The organism is Vibrio sp. 1978, from assembly GCF_033344345.1.
In genome coordinates this window covers 65222-91100 of record NZ_JAWPOP010000010.1, presented here as the reverse complement: position 1 = coordinate 91100, position 25879 = coordinate 65222, and the positions used below count along the sequence as shown (strand labels likewise).

At 44.9% G+C, this 25879-nt stretch carries 19 protein-coding genes; 11 read left to right on the top strand and 8 right to left on the bottom strand.

What is annotated here, in order from left to right:
- Positions 1–272: 272 nt before the first annotated feature.
- From gltB to R8N49_RS11925, 8 genes are all read left to right on the top strand, one after another.
- The gene (gene gltB, locus R8N49_RS11960; protein WP_258494433.1) at positions 273–4736 is read left to right on the top strand and encodes a glutamate synthase large subunit; all 4464 of its coding nucleotides are present in this window, start codon (positions 273–275) and stop codon (positions 4734–4736) included.
- A 20-nt stretch (positions 4737–4756) separates the two neighbouring features.
- Positions 4757–6169, top strand: a complete 1413-nt coding sequence (locus tag R8N49_RS11955; protein WP_005381833.1) for an FAD-dependent oxidoreductase — start codon at positions 4757–4759, stop codon at positions 6167–6169.
- 90 nt (positions 6170–6259) lie between these two features.
- Complete coding sequence (locus R8N49_RS11950; protein WP_065274183.1) at positions 6260–6688, top strand: DUF1499 domain-containing protein; 429 nt, start codon at positions 6260–6262, stop codon at positions 6686–6688.
- Between the two features lie 63 nt (positions 6689–6751).
- Complete coding sequence (mtnN, locus tag R8N49_RS11945) at positions 6752–7447, top strand: 5'-methylthioadenosine/S-adenosylhomocysteine nucleosidase (RefSeq protein WP_005381837.1); 696 nt, start codon at positions 6752–6754, stop codon at positions 7445–7447.
- A gap of 11 nt (positions 7448–7458) precedes the next feature.
- Positions 7459–8412 (top strand): cobalamin biosynthesis family protein, encoded by a 954-nt coding sequence (locus tag R8N49_RS11940; RefSeq protein ID WP_065274182.1) that lies wholly within the window; start codon positions 7459–7461, stop codon positions 8410–8412.
- A complete protein-coding gene (gene btuF, locus R8N49_RS11935) occupies positions 8412–9233 on the top strand; it encodes a vitamin B12 ABC transporter substrate-binding protein BtuF (RefSeq protein WP_065274181.1) in 822 nt (273 codons plus the stop codon). Before R8N49_RS11940 ends, btuF begins: the two co-directional genes overlap by 1 nt.
- 69 nt (positions 9234–9302) lie before the next feature.
- Positions 9303–9923: a TRIC cation channel family protein gene (locus tag R8N49_RS11930; protein WP_005387377.1), complete on the top strand. Its 621-nt coding sequence runs from the start codon at positions 9303–9305 to the stop codon at positions 9921–9923.
- Positions 9924–10051: 128 nt separating this feature from the next.
- A complete protein-coding gene (locus R8N49_RS11925) occupies positions 10052–10906 on the top strand; it encodes a LysR family transcriptional regulator (protein WP_213869785.1) in 855 nt (284 codons plus the stop codon).
- On the opposite strand, the gene R8N49_RS11920 is transcribed toward R8N49_RS11925, so the two are convergent.
- Positions 10848–11627, bottom strand: a complete 780-nt coding sequence (locus R8N49_RS11920) for a TSUP family transporter (protein WP_017821480.1) — start codon at positions 11625–11627, stop codon at positions 10848–10850. The genes R8N49_RS11925 and R8N49_RS11920 overlap by 59 nt on opposite strands.
- A gap of 304 nt (positions 11628–11931) precedes the next feature.
- Between R8N49_RS11920 and R8N49_RS11915 the strand changes: the two genes are divergently transcribed.
- Both R8N49_RS11915 and R8N49_RS11910 read left to right on the top strand, forming a co-directional pair.
- The gene (locus tag R8N49_RS11915) at positions 11932–12801 is read left to right on the top strand and encodes a hypothetical protein (protein ID WP_065274179.1); all 870 of its coding nucleotides are present in this window, start codon (positions 11932–11934) and stop codon (positions 12799–12801) included.
- Positions 12798–13223, top strand: coding sequence for a hypothetical protein (locus tag R8N49_RS11910; protein WP_017633621.1), 426 nt, complete (start codon positions 12798–12800; stop codon positions 13221–13223). Before R8N49_RS11915 ends, R8N49_RS11910 begins: the two co-directional genes overlap by 4 nt.
- A 323-nt stretch (positions 13224–13546) precedes the next feature.
- Here the strand turns inward: R8N49_RS11910 and carB are convergent, their stop codons facing one another.
- The 5 genes from carB to secA form a co-directional block, all read right to left on the bottom strand.
- Entirely contained in the window at positions 13547–16780 is a 3234-nt protein-coding gene (gene carB / locus R8N49_RS11905; RefSeq protein WP_005381854.1) for a carbamoyl-phosphate synthase large subunit, read from the bottom strand.
- A gap of 16 nt (positions 16781–16796) precedes the next feature.
- Positions 16797–17936 (bottom strand): glutamine-hydrolyzing carbamoyl-phosphate synthase small subunit, encoded by a 1140-nt coding sequence (gene carA, locus R8N49_RS11900; RefSeq protein ID WP_017821483.1) that lies wholly within the window; start codon positions 17934–17936, stop codon positions 16797–16799.
- Between the two features lie 481 nt (positions 17937–18417).
- Positions 18418–19227 carry a 4-hydroxy-tetrahydrodipicolinate reductase gene (gene dapB, locus R8N49_RS11895; protein WP_065274178.1) on the bottom strand — a complete coding sequence of 270 codons (810 nt, stop codon included), beginning with the start codon at positions 19225–19227 and terminating at the stop codon, positions 18418–18420.
- Between the two features lie 110 nt (positions 19228–19337).
- Positions 19338–19736 (bottom strand): 8-oxo-dGTP diphosphatase MutT, encoded by a 399-nt coding sequence (mutT, locus tag R8N49_RS11890; protein ID WP_005387387.1) that lies wholly within the window; start codon positions 19734–19736, stop codon positions 19338–19340.
- A gap of 155 nt (positions 19737–19891) precedes the next feature.
- Positions 19892–22621 (bottom strand): preprotein translocase subunit SecA, encoded by a 2730-nt coding sequence (gene secA, locus R8N49_RS11885; RefSeq protein ID WP_005387389.1) that lies wholly within the window; start codon positions 22619–22621, stop codon positions 19892–19894.
- Between the two features lie 407 nt (positions 22622–23028).
- Between secA and R8N49_RS11880 the strand changes: the two genes are divergently transcribed.
- The gene (locus R8N49_RS11880) at positions 23029–23487 is read left to right on the top strand and encodes a DUF721 domain-containing protein (protein ID WP_262681347.1); all 459 of its coding nucleotides are present in this window, start codon (positions 23029–23031) and stop codon (positions 23485–23487) included.
- A gap of 113 nt (positions 23488–23600) precedes the next feature.
- On the opposite strand, the gene lpxC is transcribed toward R8N49_RS11880, so the two are convergent.
- Positions 23601–24518, bottom strand: coding sequence for a UDP-3-O-acyl-N-acetylglucosamine deacetylase (gene lpxC, locus R8N49_RS11875; protein ID WP_025768410.1), 918 nt, complete (start codon positions 24516–24518; stop codon positions 23601–23603).
- Positions 24519–24619: 101 nt separating this feature from the next.
- Positions 24620–25858, bottom strand: a complete 1239-nt coding sequence (gene ftsZ / locus R8N49_RS11870; RefSeq protein ID WP_017633617.1) for a cell division protein FtsZ — start codon at positions 25856–25858, stop codon at positions 24620–24622.
- Positions 25859–25879: the final 21 nt, after the last annotated feature.

The window sequence follows — 25879 nt, the reverse complement described above, 5'->3', positions numbered from 1 at the left end:
ATCTATTTGAAATTATTAAACTATTTTAGCTTATTAAATGGTAAATCGCATATTCACGTGATGATCCACTAATAACTTGACCTTTTTTACAATAAGCTATAGCTTGTGAAGTTGATGAAAATAAAACACTCAAAAAATGTTAAATATTTCACAACTTTTACTGAATAATTATACATAAAGCTATAAAGATGACGCATAGTTAGTCATCGATATCAACGTAAGCAGTGTTGATATATCTGTCGGGATGACGGATAAGCAAAGGGAGAATTGCAATGGCTCTTTATGATCCAAGTCTTGAGAAAGACAACTGTGGATTTGGCTTGATCGCGCATATGGAAGGCGAACAAAGCCACAAGCTGGTACGTACAGCAATTTCTGCACTTGACCGCATGACTCACCGTGGTGGTATCGCCGCCGATGGTAAAACTGGTGATGGTTGTGGTCTTCTATTACAAAAGCCCGATTCCTATTTACGTCTTATTGCCGAAGAAAATGGTTTCAACCTTGGCAAGCAATACGCCGTAGGGATGATTTTCTTCAACCAAGATCCAGTCAAAGCTCAACTCGCTAAAGACATCGTCAACAAAGAACTGGCGCAAGAGACGCTAACTGTGGCTGGTTGGCGTGAAGTACCAACTAATTCAGAAGTACTCGGTCCAATTGCGGCCAACTCGCTTCCAAATATTCAGCAAGTCTTTATCTCTGCACCGGCAGGTTGGCGCGAGCGTGACATTGAACGTCGTCTCTACATCGCACGCCGTCGCATCGAGAAACAAATCACCGAAGATCCGGATTTCTACATCTGTAGCTTGTCGACTCAAGTTTTGGTGTACAAAGGCCTATGCATGCCTGCGGACTTACCGCGCTTTTATCTTGATCTTGCCGATCTACGTATGGAATCTGCTATCTGTCTGTTCCACCAGCGTTTTTCTACCAACACTCAACCGCGTTGGCCATTAGCTCAACCGTTCCGCTACCTTGCTCATAATGGTGAGATCAATACCATTGAAGGTAACCGACAATGGGCACGCGCTCGTGCTTACAAGTTCTCGTCACCACTGCTGCCTGACCTACAAACTGCAGCACCGTTTGTGAACGAGACAGGCTCAGACTCGTCTAGCCTAGATAATATGCTAGATCTCTTTTTAGCTGGCGGCATGGATATCTTCCGTGCCATGCGTATGCTTGTGCCGCCAGCATGGCAAAACCACCCTGACATGGATCCGGATTTGCGTGCGTTTTACGATTTCAACTCCAAACACATGGAACCATGGGATGGCCCAGCAGGTATCGTACTGTCCGATGGTCGTTATGCTGCTTGTAACCTAGACCGAAACGGTCTACGTCCTGCGCGTTATGTAATTACCAAAGACAAGTTGATCACTCTGGCGTCTGAGGTAGGGATTTGGAATTACGCCCCAGATGAAGTTGCCAAAAAAGGTCGTGTAGGTCCGGGGGAATTGCTCGTCATCGACACTCGTAAAGGTAAGCTTTGGCAATCTAGCGAGATCGATAATGACCTGAAATGTCGTCACCCTTATCGCGAATGGATGGAGAACAACGTTCGCAAACTAACACCGTTCTCTCAGCTGCCTGAAGATCAAGTAGGTGAGCGCAGCTTTGATGAAGACTTGCTTAAGACTTATCAAAAGCAGTTTGCTATGAGCAATGAAGAAGTCGATCAAGTATTGCGTGTCCTCGGTGATATGGGGCAAGAAGCCGTCGGTTCGATGGGTGATGACACCCCGATGGCGGTTCTTTCTTCGAAAGAGCGCTTGGTGACTGATTACTTCCGTCAGAAGTTCGCGCAGGTCACCAACCCACCAATCGATCCACTGCGTGAGAAACACGTCATGTCGCTGGCGACCAGCATCGGCCAGGAGATGAACGTCTTCTGTGAAACCGATGGCCACGCGCATCGTGTAACCTTTGATTCTCCAGTACTGCTCTATTCAGACATGCAGCAACTACTAGAGCTGAGTGACGATCATTACCGTAATACCATTCTCGATATCAACTACGATCCACAACAGAAAGATCTCAAACAAGCCATTGATGATCTGTGTGAGCAAGCAGAACAAGTGGTGCGTGAAGGCACGGTTCTAGTCGTGCTTTCAGATCGCGCTTTAGTCAAAGGCAAGCTGCCAATTCCTGCAGCAATGGCAGTCGGCGCCGTTCAAACTCGTCTGATTGACGCGAACTTACGTTGCGATGCCAACATTGTTGTCGAAACCGCAACAGCCCGTGATCCACACCAATTTGCCGTCTTACTTGGTTTTGGTGCCACTGCGGTTTACCCATACCTTGCTTATGAAGCGTTAGGTAAACTGATTGATGATAAAGCACTAGAGAAAGACTACCGCGATGTGATGCAAAACTACCAATACGGCATCAACAAAGGCCTGTACAAGATCATGTCGAAAATGGGGATCTCAACCATCGCCTCTTACCGCTGCTCACAACTGTTTGAAGCAGTTGGCTTGAGCCAAAATGTGGTCGATCTGTGTTTTAAAGGCGTCACAACTCGAATTGAAGGCGCGAATTTTGACGACTTCCAGCAAGATCTTACAAACTTATCTCGTAAAGCATGGGCGAAACGCAAATCGATTGATCATGGCGGCTTGTTAAAGTACGTCCATGGAGGTGAGTATCATGCTTACAACCCGGATGTTGTCGGCACGCTGCAACAGGCCGTTAAATCTGGCGAAAGTAACGACTATCAGAGCTTTGCTAAGCAGGTAAACCAACGCCCTGTTGCCATGCTGCGTGACTTAATGTCGCTGAAAAAATCAGACTCACCGCTGCCACTTGAGCAAATAGAACCACGCACTGAACTGTTCAAACGCTTTGACTCAGCGGCAATGTCCATTGGCGCACTTAGCCCAGAAGCGCATGAAGCACTTGCAACGGCGATGAACCGTCTTGGTGGTTACTCTAACTCGGGTGAAGGCGGTGAAGATCCTCGCCGTTTCGGTACTGAGCGTAACTCACGTATCAAACAGATTGCTTCTGGACGATTTGGTGTAACGCCGCATTACCTGACTAATGCGGATGTACTGCAAATCAAGGTGGCACAAGGTGCGAAACCGGGTGAAGGTGGACAGCTACCAGGACACAAAGTCACCGCAGAAATCGCAAAACTGCGTTATTCGGTACAAGGCGTGACTCTGATCTCCCCTCCTCCGCATCACGATATCTATTCGATTGAAGATTTGGCCCAGCTGATCTTCGACCTTAAACAAGTCAACCCGAATGCGCTGGTTTCGGTAAAACTCGTCTCCGAGCCAGGTGTCGGCACCATCGCAACGGGTGTAGCCAAGGCTTACGCTGATCTTATTACCATTTCGGGTTACGACGGTGGTACCGCAGCAAGCCCATTAACTTCGGTAAAATACGCTGGTAGCCCTTGGGAGTTGGGGTTGGCAGAGACACAACAAGCTCTGGTTGCTAATGGTCTGCGTCATAAGATCCGCCTACAGGTAGACGGTGGTCTAAAGACTGGTTTAGACGTAGTTAAAGCCGCAATTTTAGGTGCAGAAAGCTTCGGTTTTGGTACTGCGCCAATGGTCGCTATGGGTTGTAAGTTCCTACGAATTTGTCACCTCAACAACTGTGCAACTGGGGTTGCGACTCAAGACGAGACACTGCGTAAAGAATACTTCAAAGGTCTACCAGAAATGGTGATGAATTACTTCATCGGCCTGGCAGACGAAGTGCGCGGATTACTCGCCGAACTTGGCGTTGAAAAGCTGACGGACTTGATTGGTCGTACCGATTTACTTGAGGCAGTAGAGGGATTTACAGCGAAACAGACCAAGCTGGATCTATCCAATATTCTAGAAGCTCCAGTATCACCTGAGGGCCATCCGCTATTTTGGACAGAGCCAAACAAACCGTTTGATAAAGCTGAGCTCAACCAAAAGATCGTTGATGATGCCATGCATGCGGTCGAAAACAGTCAATCGGCAAGTTTCTTCTACAATGTCATCAACACTGATCGTTCTGTTGGTGCACGCTTATCTGGCGAAATAGCAAAACGCTATGGCAACCAAGGGTTGGCGGCTTCCCCTATCAAAATCTATCTTGACGGCACCGCAGGCCAGTCCTTTGGTGTTTGGAACGCAGGTGGTGTAGAGCTTTACCTCACGGGCGATGCGAACGACTACGTGGGCAAAGGCATGGCGGGCGGTAAAGTGGTTATCAAACCTCACCTTGGCACTGCATTTAAGTGTAATGAAGCAACCATCATTGGTAACACCTGTCTGTACGGCGCGACCGGCGGTAAACTATTTGCAGCCGGTAAAGCAGGTGAGCGTTTCGGCGTACGAAACTCAGGTACGATAGCCGTCATTGAAGGTGCTGGCGATAACGCTTGTGAGTACATGACTGGCGGTATTGTTGCCATTCTTGGTGCGACAGGTGTGAACTTTGGCGCGGGTATGACTGGAGGCTTTGCCTATGTTCTGGATGAGAACCAAAGCTTTGAAGGTCGAGTTAATACTGAGTCTGTCGAAGCCATCTCATTGTCCGATCTTTACATCCACCAAGAACATTTGCGTGGCCTAATTGCGGAACACCTTGAAGAAACAGGGTCGAGTCATGCTGAAAATATTTTGGCGAACTTTGATGAATGGATTCCAAAGTTCTATTTGGTGAAACCACAAGCGGCAGATCTTCGCACGCTACTTGGTCACCAGAGCCGCAGTGCCGCAGAGCTGCGTGTTCAAGCACAGTAATCATGGAGGATGTTTGAATCATGAGCCAGAACGTTTATCAATTTATCGATGTGCAGCGTGTAGATCCTGCGAAAAAGCCTATCAAAGTTCGTAAGATCGAGTTCGTTGAAATCTATGAACCGTTCACTAAACAACAGGCGACTGCACAAGCGGATCGCTGCTTAGATTGTGGCAACCCATATTGTGAATGGAAATGCCCAGTCCACAACTACATCCCTCAATGGTTAAAACTTGCCAATGAAGGTCGTATTCTTGAAGCGGTTGAACTATCGCATCAAACCAATAGCCTACCGGAAGTATGTGGGCGCGTTTGTCCTCAAGACCGCCTATGTGAAGGTTCATGCACGCTTAATGATGACTTTGGTGCCGTCACCATCGGTAACATAGAAAAGTACATTACCGACAAAGCGTTTGAAATGGGCTGGAAGCCAGATATGTCCAAGGTGGAGTGGACCGATAAAAAGGTTGCAATCATTGGAGCTGGCCCAGCTGGCTTGGCTGCCGCGGATATCCTAGTGCGCAATGGCGTTAAGCCAGTCGTGTTTGACCGCTACCCTGAAATTGGAGGCCTTCTGACCTTCGGTATTCCTTCCTTCAAGCTTGAAAAAGGCGTGATGGAAAACCGCCGCCGTGTGTTCACTGAAATGGGCGTCGAGTTCCGCATGAACATGGAAGTAGGCAAAGATGTCCAAATGCAAGAGCTGCTTGATGAATACGATGCTGTTTTCTTGGGCGTTGGCACCTATAAATACATGCGTGCAGGTCTAGATAATGAAGATGCGCCGGGTGTGTATGACGCGCTGCCATTTTTAGTTTCGAACACCTACAAAGTCATGGATCTTGAGAGTAACCAACCCTTTATCGATATGGCAGGAAAGAAAGTCGTCGTACTGGGTGGTGGTGATACAGCAATGGACTGCGTTCGTACCTCAATTCGCCAAGGTGCCTCCAACGTAGTTTGTGCTTATCGTCGTGATGAGGCCAACATGCCAGGCTCTCGTCGCGAGGTAAAAAACGCAAAGGAAGAAGGCGTGAAGTTCATGTTCAACCTTCAGCCTTTGGGAGTGGAAGTGGATGCGTCAGGCAAAGTCTCGGGGGTCAAAGTGGTGAAAACCGCACTTGGTGAACCTGATGAAGCAGGTCGCCGACGTCCAGAGCCCGTTGAAGGCAGCGAGCACGTTCTACCAGCAGACGTTGTTATCATGGCGTTTGGTTTCCAGCCGCACAAAATGGACTGGTTAGCACCGTTTGATGTCGATTTGGATCAATGGGGTCGTATCAAAGCCCCAGCGAAGCAAGAGTTCCAGTTCCAGACCAGCAATGAAAAGATCTTCGCCGGTGGTGATGCGGTACGAGGTTCTGATCTTGTCGTAACCGCAATTGATGAAGGACGAAAAGCGGCAGAAGGCATTCTCGATTACCTCGAAGTTTAATCTCAGTTAACCTCACAAAAAGGGTCCTATTATTGGATCCTTTTTCTTTTGTATCCATATAATTAGAAGCAAATTATAAGAGTAAATACAATGAAAAAAGCCGCTCTCCTTTCCATTACTTTGCTCGGCTTAACCGCTTGTAGCCAAGGAGTCACAACCATGACGGATCGTTCTCAATCACCTTGTGGTGACAAACCAAACTGCGTCTCCACCCAAGACTCGCGAGAAAAATACAACCTAACGCCATTCATCTTAGTTGATTCAGTGAACATCGACGCTATTGAGCAAGTTGCGCTTGAACTGCCAGGCGCGAAAACCGCGGTGAAAGAAAGCAACTACCTTCGTATCGAGTGCACATCTAAAATCATGCGCTTCGTGGATGACCTCGAACTAAAAATAGCAGGAGACCAACTGATTGTGCGCTCGGAATCTCGTGTGGGCTACTCTGACTTTGGCGTAAACAGAAAGCGCGCCGATCAATTACGAGAAAAGCTCACTCAAGCTAAGCTCATCAAATAGAAAACTGCCAACGGGGAGTGCTATACTCTCGGCCAACTAAAATATTTACCTAAAGAGAGTGTTATGAAAGTTGGTATCATCGGTGCGATGGAACAAGAAGTGACCATCCTGAAGCAAGCAATTACAAACTGCAAAACTGTAAATAAAGCAGGTTGTACGTTTTTCTCTGGTCAAATTAACGATGTTGAAGTCGTCGTACTACAATCGGGCATCGGTAAAGTTGCAGCGGCAGTGGGCACGACAATCCTTCTTGATGAATACCAACCAGACGTTGTGATTAACACAGGGTCTGCTGGCGGTTTCGATTCAAGCTTAAACCTTGGCGATGTAGTTATCTCTACAGAAGTTCGTCATCACGATGCAGACGTAACCGCTTTTGGTTATGAAATTGGCCAAATGGCCGGTCAACCAGCTGCATTCAAAGCGGATGACAAGCTAATGGACTTAGCAGAAAAAGCCCTAGCACAAATGGAAAACACTCATGCGGTTCGCGGCCTAATTTGTACTGGCGATGCGTTTGTTTGTACTGCTGAGCGTCAAGAGTTTATTCGTAAACACTTCCCGTCAGTTATCGCTGTAGAAATGGAAGCATCTGCTATCGCTCAAACTTGTCACCAATTCAACACACCGTTTGTTGTTGTGCGTGCAATCTCTGATGTCGCTGATAAAGAATCACCAATGAGCTTTGATGAGTTCCTGCCTCTAGCAGCAAAAAGCTCTTCCGAAATGGTATTCAAAATGCTGGAACTCATTAAGTAAACGACTCATTCATGGAAGAAGTTTTTCAGTCATTTTATGCCAACGGTGCGCTCCTCATTATGTGGGGTGCACTGATCTTGCACCTTTTAGTGCCACTACCCCATTCAGCGCACCCCATCACTTTATGGCGAAAGCTAGCAGAACAGCTAGCCAACAAAGTGAACAATAATCACAATTACTCACAGAGTGTAATCTCAGGCAGTCTTGCATTAGGCTTGATGCTGTTTCCTTGCTTGATATTACTGATTGCAATAAAGCCATTTGTTTGGCAAATCCCTTTATATGAACTGGTTCTATTGATCATTGCGCTAGACTGGCGTAACAGCGAAACGTTAACGAAACAGCTCGTAACTAGTATGTCTTCGGAAGACAAAGCTCAGTGTCGAGCATTACTAAGACCATATCTTAATCGCGATACTGGTAGCCTCTCGATCGTTGGCATAGGTAAAGCTGGCTCAGAAACCCTGATTATGGGATACAGCCGCAACGTGATCGGCGTGCTATTTTGGTACGCACTAACAGGTGGTATTGGTGCGTTAATGTATCGACTCACAACAGAATTAGCGCGAGTGTGGTCCCCTAGCCGACGCCAATATTTGCCCTTTGGTAAACCTGTGATTCAACTGGTTGCTACTCTGGATATTATTCCACTTCGTCTCTTTGCCATACTTTTAGCTGCCGGAAAGAATACAAGTAATGTGCTCTCTGGAATACAACAGCAAGCGAAGTCTTGGCCCTTACCAGGACCTAGCTGGGTGTTATGTACTATCGGACACAAACTACAACTGTCTTTATGCGGCCCTGCTATCTATCAAGGTGTGCGTGCAGAGCGCGCAAAAATCGGTGGGCGCATTGCGCCATCGGCTATTCACCTTTCACAAATACATACGCTGCTCGTTTGGCGCGTCCTGGCTTGGATCGCAATCCAAAGTTTGCTTTTAGGAATAATTTATCAAGGATTATGATGAATAAATTATGCTTCGCATTAACGCTGTTTGTTTCGACAGCGACCTTCGCTCAACCCGCTCAACGCATTATAAGTTTAGCTCCACATGCCACCGAAATTGCCTTTGCAGCAGGGCTAGGAGAGCAGCTTGTTGCTGTCAGCGAAATGAGCGATTATCCAGAACAGGCAAAGCAGCTAGAAAGAGTCTCAAATTATCAAGGAATTAAATTAGAGCGTATTATTGCTCTTCAGCCGGACTTAGTGATTGCTTGGCCAGCCGGAAACCCCGCTAAAGAGTTGGAGAAAATTAAACAGTTCGGTATTCCTATCTATTACTCCACTACAGGTTCATTAGAAGATATCGCCAACAATATTGAGCAACTCAGCCAATACAGCGAAACTCCACAAGTAGGAAAAAAGGCCGCTGAAGATTTTAGAACGCAGCTGAGTACACTAAAAGAACAGTACAACACGAACGAGAAAGTTAGTTACTTTTATCAGTTGAGTGAAAAGCCTATCATCACTGTCGCCGGAAAGAACTGGCCAAGTGAAGTCTTTACTTTTTGCGGTGGTGAGAACATTTTCGCCGCATCTAGCGCGCCTTATCCTCAAGTTAGCATCGAGCAAGTCATTACTCGCCAGCCAGAGGTTATTTTTACTTCTCGTCACGCAATGAGTAACGATAGTATGTGGGCTGAGTGGAGTAATGAGCTTCTTGCTCTTAAAAACAAACACATCTGGTCCCTAAACTCTGATTGGATTAACCGTCCCACACCACGCACATTGAACGCGATCAAGGAAGTGTGTGAGCACTTTAAAAGCGTTCGTCAAAAACGCTAACGATTTCGTGGCAAATACCGTACAATTTCCGCCCATTTTTTCTCACACTATTTAAAGGTACTAAGTAACATGGACTCCATGCTGCTTTATATGATCGATTTGTTCGGTACCGCTGTTTTCGCTATCTCTGGCGTATTACTGGCGGGCCGTTTAAAAATGGATCCATTCGGCGTTATCGTGCTCGGCAGTGTGACTGCTATAGGTGGCGGAACAATCCGAGACATGGCGCTTGGTGCCACTCCCGTATTTTGGATAACAGATACGACTTACTTATGGGTGATATTTGTTACGTGTCTACTAACCATGCTTGTTATTCGAAGACCCAAGCGACTCTCATGGTGGGTATTACCCGTTTGTGATGCCATCGGTCTCGCTGTATTTGTGGGAATAGGAGTAGAAAAGGCACTCGCCTACAATGCATCCGGGATGGTCGCGGTGATAATGGGGGTTATTACTGGCTGTGGCGGTGGCATTATACGAGACGTGCTGGCTCGCGAAGTTCCTATGGTATTAAGAAGTGAAGTCTATGCTACGGCATGTATTATTGGCGGCATCTTCCATACGATGGCGGTAAACATGGGTTATGACCACTCAACGGCTTTACTCGCTGGTGTAATCTCAACGCTCATTATACGCCTCGGTGCGATTCGTTGGCATCTATCCCTGCCAACTTTCGCCATTAACCGTTAAACACCAACAACATCACTCATTATGGAGTCGACCAAGTGTCGGCTCCTCTCATTTATGCTCATTTGATTCGCCAATTCTTGGGCAATTCGCTAAATTATCTCAACCATTCCTAACTTTCATTAATCATTATGTTGCTTGAAGGTATTGAAACGTTACTTGTCCTCAGTAAAGAAAAAACCATGAGCCGCACAGGCAGTCAACTCTATATTAGTCAATCTGCCGTGAGTAAACGTATTTCAAATCTAGAGAAGAAGTTAGGAAAAAAATTGATAGAGCCAAATGGTCGGCACATAAAGCTGACCTCCGATGGCCTTGCCCTCATAAACACAATAGAACCAACGTTCAATGAGTTAAGAGGTCAGATCTATGATCAACAACAAATAGAAGATACTTCTTTAATCAAAATGGACTGCTCTGAAACCTTAGTGGCGGGATACCTCAGCATGATCATGGCAGAACACTTTGCCCATGATCAGTACATACGAATATCGACCAATCATACGCCACGCATTATTGAGAATGTGAAATCAGGCAAAGCAACATTGGGATTTTGCGCTGGCTATCTACCACCTCATCATGGATTAATGAGCCTTCACCTCGCCGATGAACCTTTCTCAATTGTCAGTCGACATTCACTTTCACAACTACCTAAAGCTATTTTGACCAATGACCTAACTAACCCTGCCAACACATATCAACAAGCTATTTTATCCAAACACGGAATCGAACCTTTGATGGAAATGGATTCGTATACTGCGGCAGCACAACTGGCTTTGGGAGGTATGGCTCCCGCTTTAATCCCTAAATCTATCCTAACGACACTTAATATCACATCTAAGTTCTGCTATGACTTTGAAGAGCTAGATCAGTTAGTTCGACCAATACATATCTGCTTACGTCACAGCACATATCGTAGCGAACGAGTTAAAGCACTGACAGAATCCATTGCTGATGTTGTTGCCAAAGAAGTTTCGTTGCCATAAGCATCGACATCACTATAACTAGAGGACGAATCCATTTTTGCCCTTTACTTACCACGACCTTCGCCCCTAACTGAGCACCAAGAAAACCGCCAACAGCCATAGTTAAGCCAAGCTTCCACACTGGCAACCCAGCTAAGATAAAAAAGAGTAGTGCCGCAATGTTTGACGTGAAATTGAGGATTTTGGTTCTAGCTGTGGCTTCGACCAAAGAAAAGTGACCTAGTGCAACAAAACAAACAGTAAAAATAGATCCAGTCCCAGGGCCAAAAAAGCCATCATAGAAGCCAATCCCGCCACCAATGCATAGCGCAAACATCGCTTCAGATAACTTTGGTTCTCCATCGATTTTTCTCGTACTTGGCGCGAGTAAAAAATAGAGGGAAATGGCTATCAAAAGAACAGGGATCAAACTGGTGAGTACGCTAGCATCAATAAACTGCACAGCCTCGGCACCGATCGCTGCACCAATAAAAGTACAGAGTATCGCGAAACGCATTTCCTTTAGGCTGACAATACCGTTACGCACGAAATACCAGCTAGCAGAGAAACTGCCAAACGAACTTTGTAACTTATTGGTTGCTAGAGCTTGAGTCGGACTCAACCCCGCAGCCAAAAGCGCAGGGAGCGTAATGAGCCCTCCCCCACCAGCCATCGCATCAATAAAGCCTGCGGCAGTCGCAACCAAAAATAAGGCCAACAAAATCTCAACCGTGATTTCCACTACACTTCCTTTTTGAAGAGGTATCAAAGAGGAAGAAACGGTAGCACTTATTCACAAAACTACCAATGGAAAGTCAAGACACCAATCTATTCCTAATTTTCATAGAATTAATGCTTAAACTTGACTCCAAACTTTTATATAAAATTTAGTTGTCAGAAAGAATTGAATCACTGTCACAAATCTATTCCTGATAATGAGATCAAACGCTTACCTTTAAATATAAAACTAGACGAATATGAAAGATCTGTTCAGCATGTAGAGTTTACATTGTCAGCTCTCAAGGCCCGATATCTGAGGAAAATACATGACTAGCAACTACCCTTTATCACGACATCAATCCTCAAAAAATAGTGGTAGTATAAGCACCTACCCACTTTATAAATCAAATCATCAACATCGAAATCAAGAAACCATTATCTTATCTATCGAGAGCTTCGATATCGTTGTCAAGAACAATGTAAAAGATAAAGCGAAATTAGAACGTTGGGAAAAGATAAAGGGAATGTTTGAAAATACAGCAAACTATTATGCTACAGGACAGGACTTAGTTTTTATAACCAACTTATCAAACTATTTGTACGGAAATAATAGCTCTGTTATCGTTAAAAATTATTCTGGATCTCCACATATCATACTCACAGGCTCCCCTGCTATGCACTCAAAGCTTTCTGGATTAGGAAAATTTCTTCCCACTCCAACTGTGGCAAAGTTCGCTGTTGGACCAGAAGGGGCATTACAATCCATTAGAAGTGGGGGCATAATAACAATTATCTTAATATCCACATACAGAGTGATTGACTTTTTCCTCAATGACCGTCAAACCTTAGCCAAACTATTTGGTACTTTAGCTAGTGATATAATCACTATCGGGTTATCGTCAGCTGCAGCAGCTATATTTGTAAACTTTGCCGCAGCAGTGGGTGGCAGTGTTGTAACTTTAAGTGCTGGCCCATTATTAGGGGCTATTTTGATAAGCTCGGCTGTAGGTCTTTTATTGAATAGAGAAAATGATAAACGAGGTTTAACACAGAAGTTAATAGCCTCTATAGATATTTACTTAAAGCAAAGAGATATAGAAGCAAAGAGAAGAGCAAAAGAAGAATATAATGAGATTCAACGTAAAACTCAAAGTATGATTTTCTCGCAAGAAATACAGCGAGGTTTGTTACGATGAAAAAAGGGAGTTACGACCGAACGCAAGTGTTTTTTTATTTAATAATTTTATTAGCATCAGCAATATCACTGTTAATATATGGTTTTGATGGATTGTCAGACTTTTATCTTAACATCTATAATAATGAAAGTTATTCATCTTTTGATCAGGCTGATATTTTGATTATAGGCTCTAGTTTGATCTTATTTGAATGCTCTAGAATGTCCGTAAAAACATTAAAATCAAATAATTTCCTAACTAAAAGTGAGTTTAAAAGCTCTAGTAAGATATTCCTAACTATATCGGTAACTAGTTTTTTTCTTCTTTATCCCTCGCTACTAGCAGCAGATGTTTTTGCAAAAAGTAACGGATACTCTCTTGATACTGAAGAATCAACTTATAACTTAGTCTTAGAAAAAAGAACCTATCGAAGCACTCCATAGTTAGTATGTTTTTAAGCTCGACAGTGCTTATTTTAACTTTTTCTAATTACCTATCTGCTTAAAGAGTTATGGTCGGCTTAATACCTCAGTCCTACAGCATTAATTTTGTTGTAGCAAATGGTAGTACTATTTCTTCATCTTTGGGTACATTGCTTGCCATCATTAGCTTAATGATCTTCAAAAGCGAAGCATACCAATCGTTCCTAGCACACTTTAATGCTCTTCATTTTAGAAAAACCTCGATATAAAAAAGCCCGCTCAAATGAGCGGGCAATGAGGTTGTCATGTAAGCCCTGATTAATGAGCTTACTGATTTTTATCTGTTACGCGTCTAGACTCGCTTTCACTTTAGCGTGTAACTCTTGAACCGAAGTTACTGACGCTTTTGCGTCTGCAGTATGAGACATACATGTAGCGAACGCTGCATTCAGTGTCGTTGTGTAGTTCACTTTTTCTGCCAGTGCACCACGGCGTAGAACTTTCGAATCTTCAATCGCTTGACGACCAGCAGCCGTGTTTACGATGTAGGTGTATTCGTTGTTCTTGATGCGGTCAAGAATGTGTGGACGACCTTCGTGTACTTTGTTTACCAATCGTGGGTTAATACCCGCTTCGCCCAGAATTACAGCTGTACCGTGTGTCGCATCCAACTGGTAACCCAGTTTCACTAACTTAGAAGCTAGGTCAACAACACGCTCTTTATCACCTTCACGTACAGACAGTAGCGCACGACCACCTTCAGGATAAACCGCACCACAACCTAGCTCTGCTTTCGCGTAAGCTTCTGCGAACGTTGCACCCACACCCATTACTTCACCTGTTGAGCGCATTTCAGGGCCCAATAGAGGGTCAACACCAGGGAATTTGTTGAACGGCAGAACCACTTCTTTCACTGAGTAGTAAGGAGGGATAATCTCTTTAGTAAAGCCTTGTGACTCTAGAGATTGACCCGCCATTACACGTGCAGCGATTTTCGCTAGAGGAGCGCCTGTCGCTTTCGATACGAATGGTACCGTACGAGCAGCACGAGGGTTCACTTCAATTAGATAAACGTCGTTATCTTTCACAGCAAACTGCGTGTTCATCAAACCGCGCACACCGAGTTCGAATGCTAACTTCTCAACTTGCTCACGCATCTTGTCTTGAATTTCCTGACTTAGCGTGTATGCAGGCAGTGAACATGCAGAGTCACCAGAGTGAACACCCGCTTGTTCGATGTGCTCCATGATACCGCCGATAACGACGCGTTCACCGTCACAGATAGCATCAATATCAACTTCGGTTGCATCATCCAAGAAACGGTCTAGCAGAACTGGAGACTCGTTCGATACGCTTACTGCTTCGTTGAAGTAGCGACGCAGGTCTTGCTCGTCGTATACGATTTCCATCGCACGACCACCGAGTACATAAGATGGACGAACAACTAATGGGAAGCCAATTTCTTTCGATTTCTCAACCGCTTGCTCCATCGTTGTTACTGTCGCGTTTTCTGGCTGAAGTAGACCTAAACGGTCAACAGCGGCTTGGAAGCGTTCACGATCTTCCGCACGGTCGATAGCATCTGGGCTAGTACCAATGATTGGCACACCAGCCGCTTCTAGAGCACGAGCCAGTTTAAGTGGCGTTTGACCACCGTACTGAACAATCACACCTTTTGGTTTTTCAACGCGAGCGATAGACAGTACATCTTCCAGAGTTACTGGCTCGAAGTACAGACGATCAGACGTATCGTAGTCAGTAGATACCGTTTCTGGGTTACAGTTAACCATAATGGTTTCGTAACCGTCTTCACGCAGCGCAAGTGATGCATGAACACAACAGTAATCGAATTCGATACCTTGGCCGATACGGTTTGGACCGCCACCAAGAACCATGATCTTATCTTTGTCTGTTGGGTTTGCTTCACATTCTTCATCGTAAGATGAGTACATGTAAGCCGTGTCAGAAGAAAACTCTGCGGCACATGTATCCACACGTTTGTAAACCGGATGAATATCAAACTGCTCACGAGCACGGCGAATTTCACTTTCAGCGACACCAAGCAATTTAGACAAGCGAGCATCAGAGAAGCCTTTGCGTTTCATCTGACGAAGCACTTCTTTGGTCAAACCTGCGTAGCCGCCCGCCTTGACTTGTTCTTCGAGTTTTACAATTTCTTCGATTTGAACCAGGAACCAGCGGTCGATTTGAGTCAAGTTGAACACACCGTCGACTGACATACCCGCTCGGAATGCATCGGCGATGTACCAGATACGCTCTGCACCTGCTTCTTTAAGTTCGTGACGAATCTTAGTCAGTGCATCTGGCGCTTCCAGATCGACCATCTCATCAAAACCAGTTGCGCCAACTTCTAGGCCACGCAGTGCTTTGTGAAGAGATTCTTGTTGGTTACGACCAATCGCCATTACCTCACCAACCGATTTCATCTGAGTTGTCAGACGATCGTTTGCACCAGCAAATTTCTCGAAGTTAAAGCGAGGGATCTTAGTTACGACGTAGTCGATAGTTGGTTCAAATGACGCAGGTGTTGCACCACCTGTGATGTCGTTTTGTAGTTCGTCTAGCGTAAAGCCAACAGCCAGTTTCGCGGCAATTTTCGCGATTGGGAAGCCTGTTGCTTTTGATGCTAGCGCAGAAGAGCGAGATACACGCGGGTTCATCTCGATGATGACCATACGACCATCTTTCGGGTTGATACCAAACTGTACGTTTGAACCACCTGTTTCAACACCAATCTCACGTAGAACGGCTAGCGATGCATTACGCATAAGCTGGTATTCTTTGTCAGTCAGTGTTTGTGCTGGAGCAACCGTGATTGAGTCACCCGTATGGATGCCCATTGGGTCAAAGTTCTCGATTGAACATACGATGATACAGTTGTCCGCTTTGTCACGAACGACTTCCATTTCGTACTCTTTCCAACCGATGAGTGACTCATCGATAAGAAGTTCGTTGGTCGGAGATAAGTCCAGACCGCGACGACAGATTTCTTCGAACTCTTCTTTGTTGTACGCGATACCACCACCAGTGCCACCCATGGTGAACGATGGACGAATGATACAAGGGAAGCCAACCATATCTAAAACTTTGTAAGCTTCTTCCATGCTCTTCGCTGTATCTGCGCGAGGACACTCAAGGCCGATAGACTTCATCGCTTTATCAAAACGAGAACGGTCTTCCGCTTTGTCGATTGCATCAGCCGTTGCACCAATCATCTCTACGCCAAACTCTGCGAGAACGCCGTGCTTCTCTAAATCTAACGCACAGTTAAGTGCTGTCTGACCACCCATGGTTGGCAGTACCGCGTCTGGGCGTTCTTTCTCGATGATCTTGCGAACAACTTCCCACTGGATTGGCTCGATGTATGTCGCATCTGCCATTTCAGGGTCAGTCATGATGGTCGCAGGGTTAGAGTTAACTAGGATAACTCGGTAGCCTTCTTCACGAAGAGCTTTACACGCTTGTGCGCCAGAGTAGTCAAACTCACATGCCTGACCGATAACAATCGGACCAGCACCAAGAATTAGAATACTTTGAATGTCAGTACGTTTTGGCATTATCTACTACTCCGAATTAAGCGCTGTGTTTTTTGATTAGTTCGATAAAGTGGTCAAATAGAGGTGCCGCGTCATGTGGACCAGGGCTCGCTTCTGGGTGACCTTGGAAGCTAAATGCTGGCTTGTCTGTGCGGTGGATACCTTGCAAAGAGCCATCAAATAGCGATACGTGAGTAGCACGTAAGTTTTCCGGTAATGTTGCTTCATCTGCCGCAAAGCCGTGGTTTTGCGAAGTGATCATCACAACGTTACGCTCTAAATCTTTTACTGGGTGGTTTGCACCGTGGTGACCAAACTTCATTTTCACCGTTTGCGCACCTGATGCTAGCGCCAGAATTTGGTGACCTAGACAAATACCAAAAATTGGCAGGCCTTTTTCTAGGAACACTTTGGTTGCTTCAATCGCGTAAGTACATGGTTCTGGGTCACCAGGGCCGTTCGATAAGAATACGCCATCTGGATTTAGTGCCAGAACTTCTTCCGCTGACGTTTCTGCAGGTACAACCGTTAAGCGGCAGCCGCGGTCAACCAACATTCGTAAGATGTTGCGTTTTGCGCCGAAGTCGTAAGCGACAACGTGGTATGGCAGCTCGCTGTCATCTTTCGCCTCTGGAAGTCCACCTTCAAGCGTCCACGAACCTTGCTTCCATTGATACGCTTCTTTTGTTGTAACTTCTTTCGCAAGGTCCATTCCTTTTAAGCCTGGGAATTCTTTTGCTTTCGCTAGTGCCAAAGCTTCGTCTAGGTTATTGCCCGCAACAATACAGCCGTTTTGAGCACCTTTTTCACGCAGGATACGAGTGAGCTTACGAGTATCGATATCAGCGATGCCAACGATATTTTGAGACTTAAGATAATCAGAGAGGGATTGTTCGTTACGGAAGTTAGAAGCGATTAGAGGAAGATCGCGAATCACAAGGCCTTGTGCATGAATGGAAGAGGATTCTTCATCTTCGGAAGTGGTTCCGGTATTGCCAATGTGAGGATAAGTGAGAGTGACGATTTGCTGAGAATAGGAAGGATCAGTGAGGATTTCTTGATACCCCGTCATCGAGGTATTAAAAACGACTTCACCAACGGAAAGACCATCTGCCCCTATGGACACTCCGCGGAACACTGTCCCATCTTCTAGGACCAACAGTGCTAATTTACCCAAGACAACCTCCAGAATAAAAATGCAAAAAAAATAAATCAAACTGCAAACATGCCTTCCTTTACCTATAAAATCTACATAAATAGGTATTTCAGACAAATTGGCGGTATTCTAAAGTTGGAGTCGAAACCTGTCAACCTACAATCAAAAATAAATGATTAATTTCTAGCGAGTAAGGTCATTTTGAATCAGTAAGGCCCAAAAAGATAACTTTTACATGCTATTACATAGAGAGGCATAGAGGTTTAATGAATTTTACAAATTTAAACTTTTTAGAGATCACAAAAAAGTATGAGTTTTTCACGCAAACGTTCACTCAACAAAAAAGACATTAGTTTTTAGACATCAAAACCCAAAACACCCACAAAACAACCAAAACAACAACAAAAGTAAGCACCAAAATACTTTCTGTTAGAATCATTTCATTTACAAACAATTCTATAGATATAAAAAAGCCGGCTACCGCCGGCGAATAATTATGTATTTAGAGATCATTCAATCCCAAAACATCTGTCATGGTATAAAAGCCCGCTGGTTTGGCACTCAACCAAACAGCGGCCTTGACGGCGCCATTAGCAAACGTCATACGATCGGTCGCTTTGTGCGTTATCTCCACTCGTTCCCCGATATCAGCAAACATGGCTGTGTGCTCACCGACAATATCGCCAGCGCGAATTGTAGCAAAGCCGATCTCATCTTTAGTACGTTCACCTGTGATACCTTCTCTCGCATAGACAGCTACATCATTCAGCTTGTTGCCCATCGCACCAGCAATGGCTTCGCCCATCCCGATAGCAGTACCAGAAGGAGCATCAACTTTATGACGATGATGTGCTTCGACAATCTCAACATCACAGTAGTCGCCCATCACTTTGGCTGCTTTCTCAAGAAGCTTAAATACTAGGTTCACACCAACAGAGTAGTTAGGAGCCATGACAACAGGCACTTGCTTAGCGGCTTCGTCAATCAGCTCACGCTCTGCATCACTGAAACCAGTCGTCCCAATCACAATACTCTTTCCATGCTTCTTACACAGTTCAAGATTCGCCAACGTACTTACTGGGGCAGTAAAATCGATGATTACATCAAAATTATCGACGTCTTTAGCAAGATCATCCGTTAAGAACACATCGAATTTGCCTTCACCACAAAGTTCACCGATATCGACACCGACAAGTGAGGACTCAGGTCGTTCTGATCCCGCGCTCACTGTCGCCTCTGGATTAAGGTGTGAAGCTTTAACCAAATTACGGCCCATTCGGCCTGCTGCTCCTGCGATTGCAATACGAACCATTGCGCTTTCTCTCCTTCTCTGGATAACGAGGTTTGCTCTCGTTCTCTCGTTTCGCTTAATCTGTTTAAACTAACAACATACCGTGGTTACCACAAGCAAGTTCATCAGGCTTAAGCAAACTCTTTTACGACACGCTCCAAGATAGGCACGTTCGCTTCAGGAAAGGCATAGTTACCCAATTCTCTTATCTCAACCCAGCGACCTTCTTGACCTTCTCGGCCGTAAGGCTCATTACTGAACTTAGATACCGTAATAAAATCAAACTTAAGTGATTTGTCTGGATAGTCATATTCCAAATGCTCGAAAAGGGCTTGCTCAGTAACTTCAATTCCTACTTCTTCTTCAAGTTCTCTTGCTAGAGCATGTTCAATACTTTCTCCTGACTCGACTTTCCCGCCGGGAAACTCCCAAAACCCGCCTTTATGCTTGTCGTCTGGACGCTTTGTAATAAAAATTTTTGATTTGTCTTGGTTAAAAATAATAGCCGCGACTATGTGAATTCTTTTCATAGGGGTTCCTAACTCTCAAGCCGTTACACTTCAACGGTCTTTGCATCTCTAAAACTATCCGATGCTATCAAAACTTATGAAATTCGACAGCCACAGAATTTGCTTAAAAAAAGAGCCGCCTAGGCGACTCTTTAAAAAATTATCTGACTAATACGTTAGTCGATTTTGCCGTGACACTGTTTATACTTCTTACCACTACCACAAGGGCAAGGCTCATTGCGACCTACTTTACGTTCATCACGTACCATTGGCTGACTTGAACCTTCTTCAGATTCTTCACCTTCAGAAAGAGGATTTTGTGCTGCTGCGTGTTGCGCTTGAGCACGACGAGCGGCCTCTTCAGCTTGCGCACGACGTTGCTCTTCCATACGTTCAACTTCTTCTTGTTGCTGAACTCGAACGCGAGATAGAACAGTAATCACATCGGTTTTCAGCGCTTCTAGTAGACCTTCAAACAGTTCAAACGATTCACGCTTGTATTCCTGTTTCGGGTTCTTCTGCGCATAGCCGCGTAAGTGAATACCCTGACGCAAGTGATCCATTGCTGCCAAGTGCTCTTTCCAAAGCGTATCCAACGTTTGAAGCATAACCGATTTCTCGAAGTTACGAAGTACTTGCGCACCCACCACTTCCTCTTTCTCTTTGTACACTTCAACGGCTAGATTGATGATCTTCTCGCGTAGCGCCTCTTCGTAAAGCTTATCGTCTTCTTCAAGCCATTGCTTCACTGGCGCATCAAGATCGAAGTCTGCTTTCAAGCGCTCTTGCAGACCTTCAACGTCCCACATATCTTCTAGTGATTGTGGCGGGATGTACTCATCAATAACCGCTGTTAGCACATCTTCACGGTTTTGCTCGATCATACCGCTGATGTCTTCAACGTTCATCAATTCGTCGCGCAGCTCGTAGACAACCTTACGCTGATCGTTCGCCACATCATCGTATTCTAGTAGCTGCTTACGGATATCAAAGTTACGGCCTTCCACTTTGCGCTGTGCTTTTTCAATTGAGCGAGAAAGCATTTTCGATTCAATAGCTTCACCTTCTTCCATACCACTTTGAATAAGGCTCGCCATACGATCAGAAGTGAAAATACGTAACAAAGAGTCTTCCATAGATAGGTAGAAGCGCGATGAACCCGCATCACCTTGACGACCAGAACGACCACGTAGCTGGTTATCAATACGGCGAGATTCGTGGCGCTCAGTACCAATGATGTGTAGACCACCAGCATCTAGTACTTGATCATGTACCACTTTCCACTCTGCTTTAATCGCATCGATTTGTTCTTGAGTTGGGTTCTCCAAAGCTTCCACTTTTGATTGCCAACTACCGCCAAGCACAATATCCGTACCACGACCGGCCATGTTGGTCGCGATAGTTACCGCACCCGGCATACCCGCTTCAGCAACAATTTCCGCTTCCTTCTCATGGAATTTCGCATTCAATACGTTGTGTTTGATCTTCGCTTTCTTCAAGGCGTTGGAGAGTAGTTCTGATTTTTCAATCGATACGGTACCAACCAATGTTGGCTGACCTTTCGCAACGCGCTCTTTGATATCTTCAATGATTGCAGCAAACTTCTCAGCTTCGGTACGGTACACCACATCCGGCATATCGTTACGAATCATTGGTTTGTTGGTTGGGATAACCACCGTTTCCAAGCCATAAATAGATTGGAACTCAAACGCTTCAGTATCCGCAGTACCTGTCATACCAGACAGTTTTTCGTATAAGCGGAAGTAGTTCTGGAAGGTAATCGAAGCCAAAGTTTGGTTTTCGTTTTGAATCTTAACGCCTTCTTTCGCTTCTACTGCTTGGTGAAGACCTTCAGACCAACGACGACCTGGCATTGTACGACCAGTATGTTCATCAACAATTACTACTTCACCTTCGTCAGTAACGATGTAATCAACGTTGCGCTCAAACAACACATGAGCACGCAAAGCGGCATTCACGTGATGTAACATGCTGATGTTAGTCGGAGAGTAAAGTGTGTCACCCTCTTCCATAAGACCATTTTTCACCAACAGTTCTTCAACGTACTCTTGGCCCGTTTCTGTGAGGTATACTTGCTTTGATTTCTCATCAACAGTGTAGTGACCATCACCACGATATTCTTCAGAGTCTTCTTTGTCTTGCTTTTTAAGATGCGGGATCAAAAGGTTGATTCGGGTGTATAGCTCAGAGCTATCTTCAGCAGGACCAGAAATGATTAAAGGGGTACGAGCTTCATCAATTAGGATTGAGTCCACCTCATCGACAACTGCAAAGAAGCGTTCACGTTGTACGCGATCTTCGCTACGGAAAGCCATATTGTCACGAAGGTAGTCAAAACCAAATTCATTGTTCGTTCCGTACAAGATGTCAGCTTGGTACGCTTCTTTTTTCTCTTGAGGAGGCATGTTTGGCACGTTTACGCCAACAGTCATACCTAAAAATTCAAATAGAGGGCGGTTTGTCTCTGCATCACGTTTAGCTAGATAATCGTTCACTGTTACAATGTGAACGCCTTTACCAGCCAGGGCATTTAGGTAAGCAGGAAGCGTTGCCGTCAGCGTTTTACCTTCACCCGTACGCATTTCAGCGATTTGACCCGCATTCAGAACCATACCACCGATAAGCTGGACGTCGAAGTGGCGCATACCGTAGACACGCTTAGATGCTTCACGAACCGTAGCAAAAGCTTCTGGAAGTAGTTTATCAAGAGTTTCACCTTTCTCTAGGCGCTCACGGAATTCAACCGTCTTTGCTTTTAACTCTTCATCACTTAGAGCCTCGAATGTTGGCTCATAGTTATTAATTTCTTTTACAATTTTTCTAAGGCGGCGCAGTGTTCGGTCGTTGCGACTGCCAATCACTTTTGTCAGTAGCTTAGTTATCATTTTTCGTGAATCTCTCTTTATTCAGACCGTTCCCGATCTACTCATAATGCCTTCAGTCTCTGCCAGTTTGGAACTAAGAATACTGAGATAAATCATTTATCAAAGATATTGAGTTCAAACATCCATATTTCAAGGCTAAGTTTTGAAACAATGTGGCTTAGTGTAAGGATTTTTAATCGATACAACCATAAATAGACGTATTTGTTTGAAGCACTCTGAAGTTTTTACTTAAAGTGGTGACTGATTAGCCGATATTGCATACCGCAATATGTGTAATCCATCCAGAGCAAACTTTGCTTTTTACCTTGCTACATTGTAAAACTGAAGCTAAAGACGTTAATGTAAACTATACCTTGATAGAAAGCTGCTCTAGAATAGCTATATCTCAACAAAATTAGATTTTACCTATGCGTGATCACCGTCCAACCTCGACTGAAGATGTTATTGCTGAGTCACAGTTCAAGCAGATTCAAGAACATGCTGGAGAAATCTTACAGCTTAACCAAGCTTTGCAAGAGGTCTTACCCATGGGGACGGCCGCTCATTGCCGAGTAGCGAATGTTCGTAACGGCCATCTATTGATCGATGTCTCTAGTGCCGCAATCAAAATGAAGATCGATTACGATCGCCTCATGATCCTAAATAAACTTCGTACTCAAGGCTTTGCCAAGCTGATGAGCGTTGAAGTGAGGATCAATCCTTCACTATATAGAAACCGCTTTCAACAAGACGACAGACCTAAGCGTCCACCACTAACAGAATCTGCAGCAAAGTCATTAATGACGATTGCCGACATGGCGCCACCTAAAATTCAAGAGCGTTTAAAACGATTAGCCGATATGGCAGAAAAGGAAGATCGTAAGTGAACGTTATTTCAATATGCTGAAAGCTTGAATGTTATTGATAAGTCAAAGATTAAAGCCAAATAGCAAAAAACCAGGCATAAGCCTGGTTTTTTATTAATTCTAATGCCAAGTATTTACGCAAGCACCATATTTGGTTCTGCGAATGCTACTGGTGAGCCGACTTCTTCTTCAAATGTAGTCCACTCCCACGCTTCCTGATCTGCAAGAACAGCACGTAACAGTTGGTTATTTAAACCGTGGCCAGATTTAAAGGCACGGAATTCACCAATGATTGGGTGGCCACACATGTAAAGGTCACCAATCGCATCCAACACTTTGTGAGTCACAAACTCATTTTCAAAGCGTAGACCTTCTTCATTAAGAATACGGTAATCATCCAAAACGATAGCATTGTCAAAACTACCACCCAAAACTAGGTTTTGAGATTGTAGATATTCGATATCACGCATAAAGCCAAACGTACGTGCTCGAGAAATCTCACGAACAAAGCCTTTTGACGAGAAATCAAACAGCAAACGTTGCTCGTCTGATTCAATCGCTGGGTGATTAAACTCAATTTCGAAGTCCATACGGAAGCCGTTAAATGGTACAAATTCTGCCCATTTATCACCATCTTCAAAACGAACTGGCTTTTTGATACGGATGAAGCGTTTTGGCGCATTTTGCGTTTCGATACCTGCTTGTTGTAGCAAGTATACAAATGGGCTTGCACTACCATCCATGATCGGAATTTCAGGTGCGTCTACTTCGACAATAATGTTATCGATGCCCATACCAGCAAGTGCCGCATTCAAGTGCTCAACAGTTGAAATACGCACACCTTCATCGTTTACCAATGCAGTACAAAGCATGGTGTCACGAACCGAAGCTGGATCAGCTGGAAAATCTACAGGTGGATTTACATCTGTACGACGGTAAATGATACCTGTATTTGCAGCAGCCGGGCGCAGAGTAAGTGTGACTTTACGACCAGAGTGGAGACCCACACCAGTTGTTTTCACTATTTCTTTCAGAGTACGTTGTCTGATCATCTGCTTGCCTCTCAAAAATTTGCTACAAAACACAGCCGTCTGTAACGTCGACCATGAATGCTACCATAATTTTGAGCCATGTCAAATTTATGGGTTAAAGATTAATCAGCCTGACGACGCAAAAATGCCGGTATATCTAAATAACCACTTTCCTTTTCTTGCTTTGGAGCCGCAGAACTTTGGCTCGACGAAGCTGGAGAAGAAGGAGCGGTGTTTGTCGGCTGAGGAGTTACCTGTGGCTTCTCTTGCACTTGATTATTCTGCAAAGTCTGTGCCGGTTTTTCTTCAGCTTGCGTTGCCGCTGCTTGTTGCTGTGGTTGAGCTTGCGGCGTCGGTGCCACTTTAGCTTTACCACCCGCAACTAGCGTGATATCTGGCTTTTTCTCATTACCAATACCTGTCGCTACAACTGTTACGCGGATTTCGTCAGTCATATCAGGGTCTAGAGAAGTACCGATAACAACAGTCGCATTGTCAGAAGCGAATGCCTTCACTGTATTACCAACCGTCTCAAACTCGTCAAGACGCATATCCAGACCAGCAGTAATATTGACAAGAACACCACGAGCGCCCGCTAGATCGATGTCTTCCAGAAGTGGGCTAGAAATTGCCATTTCAGCCGCTTCTTCAGCACGGTCTTCACCTTTGGCGATGCCGCTACCCATCATTGCGTGACCCATTTCAGACATTACAGTTCTTACGTCCGCAAAGTCGACGTTGATCATGCCAGGGCGAGTAATTAGCTCAGCAATACCTTGAACGGCATTCTTAAGAACATCGTTAGCGCTTGCAAAAGCTTCTAGTAGTGTTACACCACGACCAAGTACTTTAAGTAGCTTTTCGTTTGGAATCGTGATCAAAGAGTCAACATGCTTAGATAGCTCATCGATACCTTGCTCAGCAAATGCCAAACGCTTTTTACCTTCAAAACTAAACGGTTTAGTTACTACCGCTACTGTTAGAATGCCAAGCTCTTTAGCCACTTCAGCAATAACAGGCGCTGCACCAGTACCGGTACCGCCACCCATACCAGCTGCGATAAACACCATATCGGCGCCAGTCAGGGAATCTTTAATTCGATCTCTGTCTTCGAGAGCTGCGTCACGGCCAACCTGTGGATTAGCACCTGCACCCAGACCTTTAGTGATATCACCACCGATCTGAATAACATTGCCAACGCTTGTCTTACGAAGTGCTTGCGCATCAGTGTTGACGCTGATGAATTCCACACCTTCGATGGATTCACGCACCATGTGTTCAACGGCGTTACCACCGCCGCCACCAACCCCAACGACCTTGATTACTGCATCGTCAGACATTTCCATCATCGGTTCAAACATGTGTTGTCTCCGTTTATCCTG